The sequence below is a fragment of the Massilia alkalitolerans DSM 17462 genome (genome assembly GCF_000427785.1).
Taxonomy (GTDB): domain Bacteria; phylum Pseudomonadota; class Gammaproteobacteria; order Burkholderiales; family Burkholderiaceae_D; genus Telluria; species Telluria alkalitolerans.
In genome coordinates this window covers 288236-304245 of the sequence record NZ_ATYR01000001.1, presented here as the reverse complement: position 1 = coordinate 304245, position 16010 = coordinate 288236, and the positions used below count along the sequence as shown (strand labels likewise).

Below are 16010 nucleotides of genomic sequence, written 5' to 3'. Positions count from 1 at the left end.
GATTCACTTCGCCCGTACGGACGGGCTGCCCGCGGCGCCGCAAGGCTTGTTCAGGCCAGGCGCATATTTATAAGAGAAGGAGACTGTCGATGACCCGCTATTCACTTGCCAGAGCCGGCCTGCTGGCCGCCGCCCTGGCCCTGTGCGCGCCGCTGCAGGCGGCCGAGGCCGGATGGACCTCGCTGTTCAACGGCCGCGACCTGTCCGGGTGGACGACCTGGATCAGCATGCAGCCGACTTCCCCGAACATGAAGGCACCCACCTCGAGTCGCGGCCTCAACAAGGATCCGCGCAAGGTGTTCTCGGTGGTGGACGGCATGCTGCGCGTGTCGGGCGAGGAGTGGGGCGCCATCAGCACGCTCGGAGAATACGAGAACTTCCACCTCAAGCTCGAGTTCAAGTGGGGCAGCAAGAAGTGGGCGCCACGCCTCGACCTGCCGCGCGACAGCGGGCTGCTGTACTACGCGGTCGGGCCGGAAGGCGCCGAGAGCGGGCACTGGATGCGCAGCCACGAAGCGCAGATCCAGGAGGGCGATACCGGCGACTACCACAGCCTGGACGGCGTGACGGTCGATGCCCACGTGGGCGACGCCAACGAGGGCGACTGGAAGTTCTACCGCTACGAGCCCTCGCTGCCGCTGCGCACCGGCCTGAAGGCGCGCATCCTCAAGAAGGGCAACCCCGAGAAGCCGACCGGGGAGTGGAACACGCTGGAAGTGATCGCCGACGGCAAGACCCTGGTCCACATCGTCAACGGCGTCGAAGTGCTGCGCGCCGAGAATCCGCGCCAGGACGTGGCCGGCAAGATGTTGCCGCACACGCGCGGGAAGTTTTCGCTGCAGTCGGAAGGCGCGGAGACCTTCTACCGCAACATCCAGGTCAGGCCGCTATAAGAACCTATCCCAGTAGGGAATAAGCCGCGCGGGCGGGTAGGTTAAAATAATTGCAACATTGCTGCAATGGCGGGGCCTTGAAATCCTTGTTGGTGTCCTTATATTGCAGCAGTCCGTTTGTTTTTAACCCTTTATTAGACCCACCCACGAGGAACAAGATGGCAGTTGCCGAAAAAGAAACCCTTGGCTTCCAGGCAGAAGTAAAACAGCTGTTGCAGCTCATGATTCACTCCTTGTACTCGAACAAGGAGATCTTCCTGCGCGAACTGATCTCGAACGCGTCCGACGCGGCCGACAAGCTGCGCTTCGAGGCGATCAACAACGACGCCCTGTACGGCAACGACCACGAGCTGAAAATCAAGGTCAGCTTCGACAAGGACGCGCGCACCATCACGATTTCGGACAACGGCATCGGCATGAGCCGTGACGAAGTCATCTCGCACCTGGGCACCATCGCCAAGTCGGGCACCAAGGAATTCTTCAGCAAGCTGTCGGGCGACCAGCAGCAGGACGCGGCCCTGATCGGCCAGTTCGGCGTCGGCTTCTACTCGGCCTTCATCGTTGCCGACCGCGTCATCGTCAACACCCGCCGCGCCGGCGCCTTTGCTTCGGACGGCGTGCGCTGGGAGTCGACCGGCGAGGGCGACTACAGCGTCGAGCAGATCGAGAAGCCGGGCCGCGGCACCGACGTGATCCTGCACCTGCGCGCCGGCGAGGAAGAGCTGCTCTCCGCTTGGCAGCTGAAGTCGATCATCCGCAAGTACTCGGACCATATCTCGCTGCCGATCGTGATGCAGAAGGAAGAGTGGGACGAGGAGAAGAAGCAGACCGTCCTCAAGGACGAATTCGAGACCGTCAACCAGGCCAGCGCGCTGTGGGCGCGCTCGAAGAGCGACATTACCGAAGAACAGTACAACGAGTTCTACAAGCACGTCTCGCACGACTTCCAGGACCCGCTGGCCTACACCCATAACCGCGTCGAAGGCCGTAGCGAGTACACCCAGCTGCTGTACGTCCCGGGCCATGCCCCATTCGACCTGTGGGACCGCAACAAGCGTGCCGGCATCAAGCTGTACGTCAAGCGCGTGTTCATCATGGACGACGCCGAGCAGCTGATGCCGACCTACCTGCGCTTCATCAAGGGCGTGATCGATTCAAGCGACCTGCCGCTGAACGTCTCGCGCGAGATCCTGCAGGAATCGCGCGACGTGAAGGTGATCCGCGAAGGCTCGACCAAGCGCGTGCTGGGCATGCTGGAAGAGATGGCGAATTCGGAAGAGCAGGCCGGCAAGGATAAATACGCCACCTTCTGGAAGGAATTCGGCCAGGTGCTCAAGGAAGGCATCGGCGAGGACGCGACCAACAAGGACCGCATCGCCAAGCTGCTGCGCTTCGCCTCCACCGCCGGCGAGTCGGACGCGCAGGACGTCTCGTTCGCCGACTACGTCAAGCGCATGAAGGAAGGCCAGGACAAGATCTACTACGTCACCGCCGACAACTACAGCGCCGCGAAGAACAGCCCGCACCTGGAAATCTTCCGCAAGAAGGGCGTCGAAGTGCTCCTGATGACGGACCGCGTCGACGAGTGGATGCTGTCCTTCCTGAGCGAGTTCGAAGGCAAGGAACTGGTGTCGGTCGCCAAGGGCGGCCTGGACCTGGGGGCGCTGGAAGACGAGGCCGAGAAAAAGGAACATGCCGAGACCGAAGCCGGCTACAAGGAACTGGTCGAGCAGATGAAGGGCGCGCTTGGCGACAAGGCCAAGGACGTGCGCGTGACCTTCCGCCTGACCGATTCCCCGGCCTGCCTGGTCGCGGACGAGAACGAGCTGTCGGGTAACCTGCTGCGCATGCTGAAGGCGGCCGGCCAGAACGCGCCGGAATCGAAGCCTATCCTCGAGATCAACCCGAACCACCCGCTGGTGACGCGCCTGAAGTACGAGGACGCGAGCGGCCCGCGCTTCGCCGACTGGTCGCACATCCTGTTCGACCAGGCCATGCTGGCCGAAGGCGGCAGCCTGAGCGATCCGGCTTCCTTCGTGAAACGCCTGAACGAGATGCTGCTGGCGACCGCGAAGTAAGCGTCTTTATCAGCTGCACACCGAACCGGGGCTTCGCGCCCCGGTTTTTTTTCGCCTAGAGGTGGCGGGTTTCGAGGGGCGGCGTCACCCAATTATCGTTGCGCCCGTCCAGGTAGCGTACCGGGGCGGCCAGCAGTTCCTCGACCGGCAGGTCGTCCAGGCTGGCCAGCACCACCGCGTGGAAGGCGCCCAGCGCCGGCGAGTCGCCGGTCGAGAAGGTGTTGATGCCGCAGTGCCCGCAGAAGTAATGCGCATCGCGGCGCGTGTGGTAGCGGTATTCGCGCAAGGTATCGCTACCGGCGAGCAGGCGGAATGCCGAGGAAGACACCTGCGCCGCCCAGAAGCGCATCTTGCTGCAGATCGTGCAGTTGCACTTGATGGTGCCGGCACCCAGGTCGATGTCGGCTTCGAAGCGCACGCTGCCGCAGTGGCAGCTGCCGTGGTAGGTCTTCATGCTGTGGCCAGAAAGCTCACGTCGTATGCCCGATCTGGTCGCAGAACTCCTGCAGCAGGCGCTCCCCCTCGGGCCAGGGACCGTGGCCGGAATCCGCGTTTACGTGGCCGGCCTCGCCAATGTGCACCAGGCGGCTGCCCCAGGCCTGGGCGAAGGCGGTGGCGCGTGGCATGGTGAGGTAGGGATCGTTGCCGCTCGCGAGCACCATGCTGGGAAAGGGCAGGGGAGCGAGCGGAATCGGCGCGAAGCCGTTGCTCGGTGCCGGATAGCTCGGCGCCTCGACGTCGCTCGGGGCCACCAGGAAGGCGCCGGCCACCTTCAGCGGCGAACGGCTGGCCGCCCAATGCGCCACCAGCATGCAGCCGAGGCTGTGCGCGACCAGGATCGGCGCGCCTTTGCAGGCGGCGATGGCGGCGTCCAGCTCGGCCACCCATTCGTCGCGGTCCGGGCAGTTCCAGTCGCGGTGCTGGGCCTTGGTCCAGGCGGGATAGCGCCCCTGCCACTGGCTCTGCCAATGCTCGGGACCGGAATTCCACAGGCCTGCCAGGATCAGTACGTCGCACTTCATCGCGCCTCCGCCATTAGGAAAAGATGAACGGCGATTGTACGTCGAAAGCGGCAGGCCGGTTTCAGGCTCCGGTTTTTTCAGCCGCGACCAAGGGCCTGCGCGGCGCCAGCAGCCGCGCGAACAGGGCCTGGAATAGATGGCGGCGGTGTTCGGTGAGCGCGCCGAGGGCGAAGGTGGTCGCCACGATCGCCGCGCCGAGGCCCAGCAGGGCCGCACCAGAGCTGCGCTCGTGCGGGTAGACCGCCAGCCACAGCCCGATGACGATCGCATGCGACAGGTAGAGCGTGAAGGTGTACGAGGCCAGCAGCCGCACCGCCGGTGCGATGCGCTCAAGCGCCGTGAAGCCGGCATCGCGCGCGCAGGCGAAGTTGAGCAGGACGATGGCGCAGACCACATAGTCGCCGAGGAAGCGGTCGGCACTGCCAAGTGGCAGCCCGGAGAAGGGCCACCAGGCGATGCCGGCCATGCGCAGCGGCTCTTCCAGGCGCAGGCCTACCCAGGCGGCGAGCAGCACCAGGCTGGCCAGCCATCCGGCCCGGGCCGCATTGCGGCCGAGCCAGGGGCCATGGCTGCGCCGGTACAGCCAGGCGCCGGCCAGCCACACCGGCAGCAGCAGCCACAGCTTGTAGCCCATGACAAGCAGCGCCAGTCCCACAAGGGCGATGCGGCGGCGGCCCTGCAGGTAGCAGGCCAGCCCGAACAGCAGGTAGTACCAGGCCTCGTAGTTAAGCGACCAGTACGGCTCCATGTAGGGAGGCACTTCGCCCAGGGTCCAGTGCTGGCCGAGGAAGAGCAGGTGGAATGGTACGTACACGTACAACTTGTCGAGCACGTAGCCATAGGGCGGGACCAGGTCGGTGAAGGCGCGCACGGCCAATGCACAGGCCAGTCCCAGCAGCAGGACCGGCAGCGCCACCGAATACAGGCGCGACAGGCGCGCCACCGCATACGCGCGCGCGGACGGCCGGCGCTGCGCGGTCGTCGCCGCGATCACGAAGCCGGACAGGACGAAGAACACGATCACGGCCTCGCGGCCCATTTCCGGCACCAGGCCCCAGGCGCCTTTCGGGATGACCCCGAAGTACTCGACATGGGCGAGCACCACCATGACCGCAGCGAGGAAGCGGGTCAGGTCGAGATAGACGGAAAAGGGCTGCGCGAGCGCAGGCGGCGCGGATTGCATTGTTTCTTTAGGTTATGGAACAATGCGATCATACACCGCCGGGCCTGCTGGAATCACAACGCAGTTCGCAGAGCGAACAACTCCGGGAACAGCACCACGTCGAGCATCTTGCGCAGGTAGCTGGCGCCGGAAGTGCCGCCGGTGCCGGTCTTGAAGCCGATGATGCGCTCGACCGTGCTCACATGGCGGAAGCGCCAGAAGCGGAAGGCGGTCTCCAGGTCGACCAGCTTCTCGGCCAGTTCGTACAGCGCCCAGTGGTGTTGGGTAGCCTGGTAGACCGCCAGCCAGGCCGCCTTGACGCTCTCGTCGCCCACGGTCGGCCGGGTCCAGTCGGCGGACAGGCGCTCCGGCGCGATCGTGAAGCCGCTGCGCGCCAGCAGCATCACCGCCTCGTCGTAGACCGAAGGCGCGTGCAGCTCGCGGTCCAGGATGGCATGCGCCTCGGGCGACTTCTCGTGCACGCCCAAGAGGTTCGGGTTCTTGTTCCCGAGGATGAATTCGAGCTCGCGGTACTGGAAGGACTGGAAGCCCGAGGACGCGCCCAGGTAGGGGCGGATCGCCGTGTATTCGGGCGGGGTCATGGTCGCCAGCACGTCCCAGGCATGCACCAGCTGGTCCATGATGCGGGCCACGCGCGCCAGCATCTTGAAGGCCGGCGGCAGGTTGCTCTCCTTGATGTGGCGTCGCACTGCCTGCAGTTCGTGCAGCATCAGCTTGATCCACAGCTCGCTGGTCTGGTGCTGGATGATGAACAGCATCTCGTTGTGGTTCGGCGAGAGCGGGTGCTGGGCGGACAGGATCTGGTCGAGGCCCAGGTAGTCGCCGTAGCTCATCGATTCCTTGAAATCGAGCTTGGCGCCGTGCCATTCGGCCGGCTTGGGGTTGGCTTTGTCGTCCATGTCGACCTCAGGTCACTGCGCTGCGTTCGGCCCGGGTATCGTAGGCCTCGCGGTCGAGGATATCCTTCAGGATCGCCACCGCATCCCAGACGTCGGCGAAGCTGGTGTAGAGCGGGGTGAAGCCGAAGCGCATGATCTCCGGCTCGCGGTAGTCGCCGATCACGCCGCGGGCAATGAGTGCCGCCATCACGGCGTAGCCATGCGGATGGGTGAAGCTGGCCTGGCTGCCGCGCCGCGCGTGTTCGCGCGGCGTCACCAGGCCGAGCGGATGGTCGCCGCAGGTCGACTCGACCAGCTCGATGAACAGGTCGGTCAGCCCCAAGGACTTCTCGCGGATGGCCGCCATCGTGGTCTCCTCGAACACCTCCAGCCCGCACTCGACCAGCGCCAGCGACAGCACCGGCTGGGTGCCGCACAGCGCGCGCCCGATACCTTCGCAAGCCGCGAAGCCGTGCGACATGGCGAAGGGCTTCGCATGGCTCCACCAGCCTGTGAGCGGATGGGCAAACGCCGCCTGGTGGCGCTGCGGCACCCAGATGAAGGCCGGGGCGCCGGGGCCGCCGTTCAGGTATTTGTAGGTGCAGCCGACCGCGAAGTCGGCGTTGGCCGCATGCAGGTCGACCGGCACCGCGCCGGCCGAGTGGGCCAGGTCCCAGACCGCCAGCGCGCCGGCGGCGTGCGCGTGGCGGGTCAGCTCCGCCATGTCGTGCTGGTAGCCGGTGCGGTAGTTGACGTGGGTGAGCATCAGCACCGCGCAGTCGGCGTCCACTGCCGCCGGGATCTCGTCCACCGAATCGACCAGGCGCACGCGGTAGCCGCGATCCAGCCACTGGGTCAGGCCTTCGGCCATGTAGATATCGGTCGGGAAGTTGCTGCGTTCGGTGACGATGGTGCGCCGTCCGGCCCCCGCTCCTTCAGCCTGCAGTTGCAGCGCCGCGGCCAGCGCCTTGAACAGGTTGAGCGAGGTGGTGTCGGTGACCACGACTTCACCCTCGTTTGCGCCGATCAACGGCGCCAGGCGGTTACCGAGGCGCTTGGGCAGGTCGAACCAGCCGGCCGTGTTCCAGCTCTTGATCAGGTCCTGGCCCCACTCGCGGCTGACGACTTCCTGGGCGCGCGCCAGGGCGGCCTTGGGCCGGGCGCCGAGCGAATTCCCGTCGAGGTAGATGATGCCGTCGGGCAGGTCGAAGCGCTCGCGCAGGGCGCGCAGCGGGTCGCGTTGGTCGCGCGCGACGCAGTCGGCGCGTGTCGTTACAGCGGTCATGCAGCTTCCTTCATGGGTAATTGACGCAGGATGGCGCGCACCGGGCTGGCGTCCATGCCGGCGAATTTCAGGGGCAGGGCGACCAGCTCGTAGTCGCCCTCGGGGACCTCGTCCAGCACGATGCCCTCCAGGATCGCCATCCCGCCGGCGCGCACCGCGTGGTGGGCGTCCAGGGTCTTCGAATCCTGCGGGTCGAGCGAAGGGGCGTCGGTGCCGACCAGGATCGCGCCGCGGCTGGCCAGTAGCGCGATCGCGGCCGGGCTGATGGCGGGGAAGGCCGGGTCCCAGGCCTGCCGGGGCGCCCTGGCGTAGGTACGCAGCAGCACGCGCGGCGGCACGCCGTCGAGCTTGCCCTCGAGGTGGTATGGCTCGACTGTGGTCACGCCGGTGCAGTGGATGACGCGGCAGGCGCCGATGTAGGGCAGCAGGTCGACCTGGTCGATCGACTTGCCGGCCGGGTCATAGTGGCTGGGGGCGTCGGCGTGGGCGCCGAGGTGGGTGGTCATGGTCATGCGGCTGACGCGGACCGGGCAGCCGTCCTCCATCTCCCAGGTCGGAGCGGCCTCGAAGGGGGTGTCGCCGGGCCAGACGGGGATGCCGTTCGATATCGTCGGGCTGATATCCCAGATGCGTAAAGATTCCATGCAATGCCTTGAATTGGTTGAGGCTTGAAGCTTTTGCTAGTCTCGCAGTGTAGCAAGTTCCCGGGCCTGCCGCCTGCCTTTGTTGGCTTGCCGATAACTTTTTGGAGCACAAAAAATTTTTCAAAAAACTTTCTCAATAACCCTAAAGTTCTCCAAACCGCTGCCGTTACCCGTACCAGAAGCGCGGTAAAGGGTCTTGAAAAAATATTTTCGACAAACCCTCAAGTTCTCGTCAGGCGCTCCGTTAATGGAGTGGAGAAGGGCAGCAAGATTTGAAAAAATATTTCGCGAAAACCCTAAAGTTCTCCGAAAGTTTGACGTAAACCGTATCAAGCGCACGACAGAAGCGGTGTCGAGCGCACACAATTCGGCAGATTTTCCGCACCTCCCCAAGCCTCGTTTTCATAGGGGCGCCAGAGTGATCCAGCAGGGTTTGTCAGACAAACTCCTACGGGTCATGCCGTCATTTCGCGGACGAAAAATACAGAGTTCGTCCAATACCGAAAAAGTTTCCTCACGGTCAGAATCTATCTCAACGGCAACACCTCAGTAGCAACTGAGCGCCGATCAACGGATACGGAGAGATAGAAAAATGACGATGAACGACATGATGGCTGAAATCCGCGACGCCAACCTGAGCTACCTGATGCTGGCCCAGCAGATGATCCGCGCCGATAAAGTCACCGCCATTTTCCGTCTCGGCATCTCCGCCGACATCGCCGAGCTGATCGAAGGCATGAGCAACGCCCAGATCCTGAAGCTGGCAAGCGGCAACATGATGCTGGCCCGTTTCCGCTTCGACGACACCGCCATCCTGTCGATGCTGACCAGCCACACCAAGGAACGCAGCCTGGCCCAGTCGCACGCCGCCATCCTGATGGCCGGCCAGCCTGTTGAAGAGATCGTATAAAATCCCGCTTGAGGCGGTCCCGTCGGGGCTGCACGGCAAGCAATACGGGCGGGAGTAGCAATGAGCAAGAAGAGTGTCGTATCGGAAGCGCAGGAAATCCAGCTTGCGATCGAACTGATCAACCTGGGGGCGCGCCTCCAGCTGCTCGAAACCGAAGTCTCGCTGTCGCGCGAGCGCCTGCTCAAGCTGTATAAAGAACTGAAGGGCGTCTCTCCGCCCAAGGGCATGTTGCCGTTCTCGACCGACTGGTTCCTGACCTGGCAGCCCAACATCCATTCCTCGCTGTTCATCAACATCCATCACTTTCTGGTCGAACATGCCGGCGCCAGCGGCATCCAGGCGGTGATGAAGGCTTACCAACTCTACCTCGAACAGATGCCGCCCGAGCCCGGCGAAGAGCCGCTGCTGTCGCTCACCCGCGCCTGGACCCTGGTGCGCTTTTTCCAGAGCGGCATGCTGGTGCTGGCCCCGTGCCAGAAATGCCAGGGCAAGTACGTCGTCAACGCCCTCGACCTGAACGCCGGCTATCTGTGCGGCCTGTGCCACATGCCTTCGCGCGCAGGCAAGACGCGCAAGGCCAAGGATGCCAAGGACGCGGCCGCTGCTGCGGCCAAGCAGGGCGAGTGAAACCCGCCGTTGCGGCGCTGCTGCTGCAAATTGCCGCGTTTCCCCTGACGCTCGCCGTGACTTGGCTGCTGGCCAGGGCCGGCATCCCGATGTCCTATCTGTCCGTGGCCCTGATCCAGGGGCTGGCCGCCGCCGGCCTGACCTGGTGGCGCAGCCTGGCGAGCTGGTGGCGCGCGATCCAGCTGCTGTTCCCGGTCGCGCTGTTCGGCGCCGTTCAACTGGCGATCCCGCCGCCCGTCTTCCTGGCCGTCTTCCTGTTCCTGCTCCTGCTCTACTGGTCCACCTACCGCACCCAGGTGCCGTACTACCCGTCCAGCCGGCGCGTCTGGGAGGCGGTGGCCGGACTCCTGCCGGATAAGCAACCGGTGCGCGTGATCGACATCGGCAGCGGCCTGGGCGGCCTGGTGCTGGACCTGGCGCGCCGCGGGCCGGCTGTCGAGGCCATTGGCATCGAGCTGGCGCCGCTGCCGTGGCTGGTGAGCCGGCTGCGCGCGCGCCTGGCGCGTAGCCGCGCCCGTTTCATCCGCGGCGACTACGATGCCCTCAATTTCGGCGAATTCGACCTGGTGTTCGCCTACCTGTCGCCGGCCGCGATGCACGCCCTGTGGCGCAAGGCGGCGCGCGAAATGCGGCCCGGTTCGCTGCTTCTCAGTTACGAATTCATCATTGACGATCGTTCACCGGACCGTATCGTCTATCCCACAGAGGGCGGCCCGGCCCTTCATATCTGGCACTTTTAGACGACAAAACCGGCCTTTCTGCTTGCCGGTAAGCCATTCTCCCGCTAGAGTGGTTCCCTGCGTCAACTTTGCCTGAAATCACTATTATTTGAGTCAGCCGGATCGAGCATTCCCGGTATTTCTGGAGTGGAATTCCCTTGTTAGTCATTTTTGGTTACATCGTCGTGTGCCTCTGCGTGTTCGGCGGCTTCGCGCTGGCCGGCGGCCATCTGGCTTCGCTATGGCAGCCGATCGAACTCTTGATGATCGGCGGCGCGGCCCTGGGCGCTTTCTTCGTCGGTAACACGATGAAGTCCGTCAAGGCGACCATGAAGGCCATGCCGGGCATCTTCAAGGGCTCGCAGTACACCAAGGACATGTACATGGAGCTGATGGCGCTGCAGTTCGACGTGCTCTCGAAAGTGCGCAAGGAAGGGCTGATGTCGATCGAAGGCGACATTGAGGCGCCGGAAGCCTCGCCGCTGTTCTCCAAGTATCCGGCGGTGCTGGCCGACCACCACATCGTCGAGTTCATGACCGACTACCTGCGCCTGATGGTGTCGGGGAACATGGATGCGATGCAGATCGAAAACCTGATGGACAACGAGATCGAGACCCACCACCACGAAGGCGCGATCCCGGCCCACGTGATCGCCAAGGTCGGCGACGGCCTGCCGGCCTTCGGTATCGTGGCGGCGGTGATGGGCGTGGTCCACACCATGGAATCGGTGGGCCTGCCGCCGGCCGAGCTGGGCATCCTGATCGCCAAGGCGCTGGTCGGCACCTTCCTCGGCATCCTGCTGGCCTACGCTTTCGTGTCTCCGCTGGCCAGCGTGCTGGAACAGAAGCTGGAAGAATCGACCAAGATGTTCCAGTGCGTGAAGGTCACGCTGCTGGCGAGCCTGAACGGCTATGCGCCGGCGCTGGCCGTCGAATTCGGCCGCAAGGTGCTGTACTCGACCGAGCGCCCGAGCTTCGCCGAACTCGAAGAGCACATCAAGAAGAAGAAGTAAGGCGTGATGCTGCTTTCAGATCAACTGCAGGAATCGAGGCGAGGAGGGGACCATGGCTGACGACAACATGCGTCCCATCGTCGTCAAGCGCATCAAGAAGGTCCAGGGCGGCCACCATGGCGGCGCCTGGAAGATCGCCTACGCCGACTTCGTGACCGCGATGATGGCCTTCTTCCTGCTCATGTGGCTGCTCGGCTCGACCGCCAAGGGCGACCTGGAAGGCATCTCGGAATACTTCAAGACGCCGCTCAAGGTGGCGATGGCGGGCGGCTCGGGCGCCGGCGACTCCTCGTCGGTGATCAAGGGCGGCGGCACGGACCTGACCCGCCGCAACGGCCAGGTCAAGAAGGGCGACATCGACCCGACCTCGAAGACCTACAACCTGGAAGCGGCCAAGGCCCAGGTCGCGCGCGCCGAGGCCGAGCGCCTGCAGTCCCTGAAAATGAAGATCGAATCGGTCATCGAGGTCAATCCGCTGCTCAAGAAGTACAAGAACCAGCTGCTGCTCGACCTCACCAGCGAAGGCCTGCGCATCCAGATCGTGGACGAGCAGAACCGCCCGATGTTCGAACTGGCCAAGGCCGAGCTGCAGCCGTACACGAAAGAGATCCTGAATATCATCGGCATGGTGCTCAACGAAGTCCCGAACAAGATCGGCCTGTCGGGCCATACCGACGCCACCCCGTATTTCAGCCACGCCGGCTACAGCAATTGGGAACTGTCGGCCGACCGCGCCAACGCCTCGCGCCGCGAACTGGTGCGCGGCGGGCTGGGCGACGACAAGGTGCTGCGCGTGGTGGGCCTGGCTTCGGCCGCCAACCTGGACCGCAAAGACCCGTTCAACCCGATCAACCGGCGCATCAGCATCATCGTCATGAACAAGAAGACCGAGGAAGCCGTGCAGCGCGACGCCGCCTCGCTCGAGGTGCCGGCGCAGCAACCCGCGGCGGCAGCCGAGGCGGTTGCGGCGGCGGGCAAGTAGCCCAGCAGGAGACTTGAAATGAAAAGAAAAAAGATTCTCGGATCGCACGTCAAGCGCCTGCTGTCGGGTGTGGCCATCCACGGACGCCGCCACCTGACCGAGGTCGAGACGGACCTGCTGCAGACCGAGCTGCTGCTGGAAGAAGCCATCGACAAGCTGACCAGCAGCTTCATGGCCATCCACACGGCGGTCGGGGCGCGCCAGGAAGCGATCAACCGCCTGCTGGCCGGCGAGACGCCGAGCGCCGAAGACAGCGCGAACCTGGCGGACATGTCCGGTGAGATCGGCCAGCACGTGAACTCGGCCATCACCAGCATGCAGTTCCAGGACATGACCAGCCAGCTGATCGACCGCACGCTGCGGCGCGTGACCGGCCTGCGCGATTTCCTCGGCACGCTCAGCGAGCATGGCGCCGAGATCGCACCGGAAACCGACAGCGACGAGATCGTCGAACGCCTGGGCAAGGTCAGCATGGCGCTGGCGATCCAGTCGCTCGAGCTGCGCAGCATGCTGCGCAAGTCGGTCGAACAGCAGCACCTCGAGAGCGGGGACATCGAACTCTTCTGAGTGCGCCGCCTGTACTGAACAACACGACACTTCGCCACTTAACATTCAACCGGAACATACCGGATAAAACAGCAGGAGCAAAACATGGCAAAAACGATTCTCGCGGTCGACGATTCCAGTTCGCTGCGCCAGATGGTGGCCTTCAGCCTGAAGGCGGCTGGCTACAACGTGGTGGAAGCCGTGGACGGCCAGGATGGCCTCGACAAGGCAAAGCTGCAGAGCGTGGACCTGGTCCTGACCGACCAGAACATGCCGCGCATGGACGGCCTGGCGCTGATCAAGACCCTGCGCACGCTGCCGACCTACGCCAAGACCCCGATCCTGATGCTGACCACCGAGTCGTCCGACGAGATGAAGGCCAAGGGCCGCGCCGCCGGCGCCAACGGCTGGCTGGTCAAGCCTTTCGATCCGCAGCGCCTCATCGAGGTCGTCAAAAAAGTCATCGGTTGAACCGATGATGCGCCGGGTAATCGAGGAAACAGCACCATGACGATCGACATCAGCCAGTTCTACCAGGTCTTTTTCGACGAGGCAGAGGAACTGCTCGCCGAAATGGAGCGGCTGCTGCTGGCAGTCGACGTGGCCGCGCCCGACCCGGAAGACCTGAACGCCATCTTCCGCACCGCCCACTCGGTCAAGGGCGGCGCCTCGACCTTCGGCCTGTCCGACATGAGCGAGGTCACCCACGTGCTCGAGTCGCTGCTGGACCGCATCCGCAAGGGCGAGATGGCGCTGACCTCGAACCACGTGGACGCCTTCCTGGCGGCCAAGGACAGCCTCAAGATGCAGCTCGACGGCCACCGCCACGGCGCAGCCGTCGACCAGGAAGCGGTCGCCAACGTGCGCATGGTGCTGCACGACCTGGCCGAAGGCCTGGTGCCGCACGCGCCCGTGGTGGCGCCGTCCTATCTCACCGCGGAAGCGAAGGTGCACCACCCGACCGAAGGTGCGCACCGCTACAAGATCGAGCTGCCGGCGGTCGAGCAGCGCGACATCAGCGCCCTGGTCGACGAGCTGGGCCTGATGGGGCGCGCCAAGGTGACGCCCCTGGAGGCGGGGCGCAGCGCCATCATCATCACCACGCACGAGAGCCTGGACGACATCATCGCGATCTGCTCCTTCGTGCTCAATCCGGAAGACCTGAAGATCTTCGAGGCCCCGGCCTTGACGCCCGAACAGCGTGCGATCGAGGCCGCCGAGCGCAAGCGCATCGAGGACCAGCAGGGCTACGGCTTCTTCGACGCCGACGACGAGGGCGCGGCCGCTGCAAGCGGCGGCGACGAGCTGTCGGACGACGAGCGCGGCTACGGCTTCTTCCAGCCGATCGAACAGATCCGCGCCGCGGCCGGCATCACGGGTGAACCGAAGCCGGCTGCCGCGCCGAAGGGCCCGGAACCGCTCGAGCTGTCCGAAACGGCAAGCGAGCTGGCGCTTGAAAAGAAGGCCGCCGCCAAGAAGGACCCGCACGCGGAATCGTCCTCGATCCGGGTGTCGGTCGAAAAGGTCGACCAGCTGATCAACCTGATCGGCGAACTGGTGATCACCAACGCCATGCTCGAGCAGAGGAGCGGCGGGCTGGACCCGATGGCGCACGAGCGCCTGCTCAATTCCATCAGCCAGCTGGGCCGCAACACCCGCGAGCTGCAGGAAGCGGTGATGTCGATCCGCATGATGCCGATGGACTTCGTGTTCTCGCGCTTCCCGCGCATGGTGCGCGACCTGGCCAGCAAGCTTGGCAAGAAGGTCGACTTCATCACCAACGGCGCCGCCACGGAGCTCGACAAGGGCCTGATCGAGCGCATCGTCGATCCGCTGACCCACCTGGTGCGCAACTCGATCGACCACGGCATCGAGATGCCGGCCGCGCGTGTCGCCAGCGGCAAGTCGGAGGCGGGGCGCCTGTTCCTGTCGGCCGGCCACCAGGGCGGCAACATCGTCATCGAAGTCTCGGACGACGGCGCCGGCCTGAATCGCGAGCGCATCCTGGCCAAAGCCAGCCAGAACGGGCTCGCGGTGAGCGAGAACATGAGCGACGAGGAAGTCTGGCAGCTGATCTTCGCGCCGGGCTTCTCGACCGCCGAGCAGGTGACCGACGTGTCGGGCCGCGGGGTCGGCATGGACGTCGTCAAGCGCAACATCGCCTCGATGGGCGGCAGCGTCGACATCCGCTCGGCGCGCGGCTTTGGCACCACGATCTCGATCTCGCTGCCCCTGACGCTGGCCATCCTGGACGGCATGTCGATCAGGAGCGGCGAAGAGGTCTACATCCTGCCGCTGTCCTTCGTCGTCGAGTCGCTGCAGCCGGCGCCGCAGGACATCCGCGAGATCGCGGGACGCGGCAGCGTGCTGAAGGTGCGCGGCGAATACCTGCCCCTGATCCCGCTGTACCAGATGTTCGAGATCCAGCCGCGCATCACCGACCCGTCCGAGGGCATCGTGGTGATCCTCGAGACCGAGGGCAAGAAGGCCGCGCTGTTCGTGGACGAACTGGTGGGCCAGCAGCAGGTGGTGGTGAAGAACCTGGAAGCGAATTACCGCAAGGTGGCCGGCATCTCGGGCGCCACCATCCTGGGCGACGGCGGCGTCGCCCTGATCCTCGACGTGGCCGCGCTGGTGCGCTCCTCGCGCCAGCTGCTCGGCGACACCGTCGTATCGTGAAGCTTTTTACAAAACATTAACCCCAAGAGGACGTGAACATGTCTACTGTACAGAACACCAAGCCGGGCGACGGCACCATCGAAGGCGCGGGCAGCGAGTTCCTGGCCTTCACCCTGGGCTCCGAGGAATACGGCATCGATATCCTCAAGGTGCAGGAGATCCGCGGCTACGAAGCCGTGACCCGCATCGCCAACGCACCGGAATTCATCAAGGGCGTCATCAACCTGCGTGGCATCATCATCCCGGTGGTGGACATGCGCATCAAGTTCAAGCTGGGCACCCCGGTGTACGACCAGTTCACCGTGGTGATCATCCTGAACATCGGCGGGCGCATCATGGGCATGGTGGTGGACAGCGTGTCGGACGTGACCACGCTCACCCCGGACCAGATCAAGCCGGCGCCGGAAATGGGCACCGCCTTCAATTCGGACTACATGATCGGCCTGGGCACGGTGGACGAGCGCATGCTGATCCTGGTCGACATCGACAAGCTGATGTCGTCCAGCGAGATGGGCCTGATGGACAAGCTGGCAGCGTGATTTTTGTACGGT

General features: G+C 64.5%; 17 protein-coding genes. 11 read left to right on the top strand and 6 right to left on the bottom strand.

The window, feature by feature from the left end:
* Nucleotides 1–89: 89 nt before the first annotated feature.
* Entirely contained in the window at nt 90–893 is an 804-nt protein-coding gene (locus tag YWC_RS0101415) for a 3-keto-disaccharide hydrolase (protein WP_036212505.1), read from the top strand.
* 158 nt (nt 894–1051) lie between these two features.
* Complete coding sequence (gene htpG, locus YWC_RS0101410; RefSeq protein WP_027863776.1) at nt 1052–2971, top strand: molecular chaperone HtpG; 1920 nt, start codon at nt 1052–1054, stop codon at nt 2969–2971.
* A gap of 55 nt (nt 2972–3026) precedes the next feature.
* On the opposite strand, the gene YWC_RS0101405 is transcribed toward htpG, so the two are convergent.
* The 6 genes from YWC_RS0101405 to kynB form a co-directional block, all read right to left on the bottom strand.
* A complete protein-coding gene (locus YWC_RS0101405; RefSeq protein ID WP_027863775.1) occupies nt 3027–3425 on the bottom strand; it encodes a GFA family protein in 399 nt (132 codons plus the stop codon).
* 16 nt (nt 3426–3441) lie between these two features.
* Nucleotides 3442–3993 (bottom strand): RBBP9/YdeN family alpha/beta hydrolase, encoded by a 552-nt coding sequence (locus YWC_RS0101400; protein ID WP_027863774.1) that lies wholly within the window; start codon nt 3991–3993, stop codon nt 3442–3444.
* Between the two features lie 61 nt (nt 3994–4054).
* A complete protein-coding gene (locus YWC_RS0101395) occupies nt 4055–5176 on the bottom strand; it encodes an acyltransferase family protein (RefSeq protein WP_027863773.1) in 1122 nt (373 codons plus the stop codon).
* A 53-nt stretch (nt 5177–5229) separates the two neighbouring features.
* The gene (kynA, locus tag YWC_RS0101390) at nt 5230–6075 is read right to left on the bottom strand and encodes a tryptophan 2,3-dioxygenase (protein ID WP_027863772.1); all 846 of its coding nucleotides are present in this window, start codon (nt 6073–6075) and stop codon (nt 5230–5232) included.
* A 7-nt stretch (nt 6076–6082) separates the two neighbouring features.
* A complete protein-coding gene (gene kynU, locus YWC_RS0101385) occupies nt 6083–7339 on the bottom strand; it encodes a kynureninase (RefSeq protein WP_027863771.1) in 1257 nt (418 codons plus the stop codon).
* On the bottom strand, nt 7336–7983 hold the full coding sequence (gene kynB, locus YWC_RS0101380; RefSeq protein WP_027863770.1) for an arylformamidase: 648 nt from the start codon (nt 7981–7983) through the stop codon (nt 7336–7338). The genes kynU and kynB overlap by 4 nt, the downstream gene beginning before the upstream one ends.
* 592 nt (nt 7984–8575) lie before the next feature.
* Here kynB and flhD point away from each other — a divergent pair.
* The 9 genes from flhD (at nt 8576) to YWC_RS0101335 (ending at nt 15998) form a co-directional block, all read left to right on the top strand.
* Nucleotides 8576–8893: a flagellar transcriptional regulator FlhD gene (gene flhD / locus YWC_RS0101375; protein ID WP_027863769.1), complete on the top strand. Its 318-nt coding sequence runs from the start codon at nt 8576–8578 to the stop codon at nt 8891–8893.
* Between the two features lie 60 nt (nt 8894–8953).
* Nucleotides 8954–9520, top strand: coding sequence for a flagellar transcriptional regulator FlhC (gene flhC / locus YWC_RS0101370; RefSeq protein WP_027863768.1), 567 nt, complete (start codon nt 8954–8956; stop codon nt 9518–9520).
* Nucleotides 9517–10260 (top strand): class I SAM-dependent methyltransferase, encoded by a 744-nt coding sequence (locus tag YWC_RS0101365; protein WP_027863767.1) that lies wholly within the window; start codon nt 9517–9519, stop codon nt 10258–10260. Before flhC ends, YWC_RS0101365 begins: the two co-directional genes overlap by 4 nt.
* A gap of 137 nt (nt 10261–10397) precedes the next feature.
* Entirely contained in the window at nt 10398–11252 is an 855-nt protein-coding gene (motA, locus tag YWC_RS0101360; RefSeq protein WP_027863766.1) for a flagellar motor stator protein MotA, read from the top strand.
* Nucleotides 11253–11304: 52 nt separating this feature from the next.
* Nucleotides 11305–12234 carry a flagellar motor protein MotB gene (gene motB / locus YWC_RS0101355; protein ID WP_027863765.1) on the top strand — a complete coding sequence of 310 codons (930 nt, stop codon included), beginning with the start codon at nt 11305–11307 and terminating at the stop codon, nt 12232–12234.
* A gap of 18 nt (nt 12235–12252) precedes the next feature.
* Entirely contained in the window at nt 12253–12801 is a 549-nt protein-coding gene (locus YWC_RS0101350; RefSeq protein WP_027863764.1) for a hypothetical protein, read from the top strand.
* A gap of 84 nt (nt 12802–12885) precedes the next feature.
* Nucleotides 12886–13251 (top strand): response regulator, encoded by a 366-nt coding sequence (locus YWC_RS0101345; RefSeq protein WP_027863763.1) that lies wholly within the window; start codon nt 12886–12888, stop codon nt 13249–13251.
* A 36-nt stretch (nt 13252–13287) separates the two neighbouring features.
* Nucleotides 13288–15459, top strand: a complete 2172-nt coding sequence (gene cheA / locus YWC_RS0101340; protein ID WP_027863762.1) for a chemotaxis protein CheA — start codon at nt 13288–13290, stop codon at nt 15457–15459.
* 38 nt (nt 15460–15497) lie between these two features.
* Entirely contained in the window at nt 15498–15998 is a 501-nt protein-coding gene (locus tag YWC_RS0101335) for a chemotaxis protein CheW (RefSeq protein WP_027863761.1), read from the top strand.
* Nucleotides 15999–16010 lie beyond the last annotated feature (12 nt).

Coding starts and splice junctions, on each gene's coding strand:
- kynB (WP_027863770.1), bottom strand. CDS start 7,983: ATGGAATCTTTACGCATCTGGGATATCAGCCCGACGATATCGAACGGC.
- YWC_RS0101400 (WP_027863774.1), bottom strand. CDS start 3,993: ATGAAGTGCGACGTACTGATCCTGGCAGGCCTGTGGAATTCCGGTCCC.
- flhC (WP_027863768.1), top strand. CDS start 8,954: ATGAGCAAGAAGAGTGTCGTATCGGAAGCGCAGGAAATCCAGCTTGCG.
- kynA (WP_027863772.1), bottom strand. CDS start 6,075: ATGGACGACAAAGCCAACCCCAAGCCGGCCGAATGGCACGGCGCCAAG.
- motB (WP_027863765.1), top strand. CDS start 11,305: ATGGCTGACGACAACATGCGTCCCATCGTCGTCAAGCGCATCAAGAAG.
- YWC_RS0101405 (WP_027863775.1), bottom strand. CDS start 3,425: ATGAAGACCTACCACGGCAGCTGCCACTGCGGCAGCGTGCGCTTCGAA.
- htpG (WP_027863776.1), top strand. CDS start 1,052: ATGGCAGTTGCCGAAAAAGAAACCCTTGGCTTCCAGGCAGAAGTAAAA.
- kynU (WP_027863771.1), bottom strand. CDS start 7,339: ATGACCGCTGTAACGACACGCGCCGACTGCGTCGCGCGCGACCAACGC.
- YWC_RS0101335 (WP_027863761.1), top strand. CDS start 15,498: ATGTCTACTGTACAGAACACCAAGCCGGGCGACGGCACCATCGAAGGC.
- cheA (WP_027863762.1), top strand. CDS start 13,288: ATGACGATCGACATCAGCCAGTTCTACCAGGTCTTTTTCGACGAGGCA.
- flhD (WP_027863769.1), top strand. CDS start 8,576: ATGACGATGAACGACATGATGGCTGAAATCCGCGACGCCAACCTGAGC.
- YWC_RS0101415 (WP_036212505.1), top strand. CDS start 90: ATGACCCGCTATTCACTTGCCAGAGCCGGCCTGCTGGCCGCCGCCCTG.
- YWC_RS0101395 (WP_027863773.1), bottom strand. CDS start 5,176: ATGCAATCCGCGCCGCCTGCGCTCGCGCAGCCCTTTTCCGTCTATCTC.
- YWC_RS0101350 (WP_027863764.1), top strand. CDS start 12,253: ATGAAAAGAAAAAAGATTCTCGGATCGCACGTCAAGCGCCTGCTGTCG.
- YWC_RS0101345 (WP_027863763.1), top strand. CDS start 12,886: ATGGCAAAAACGATTCTCGCGGTCGACGATTCCAGTTCGCTGCGCCAG.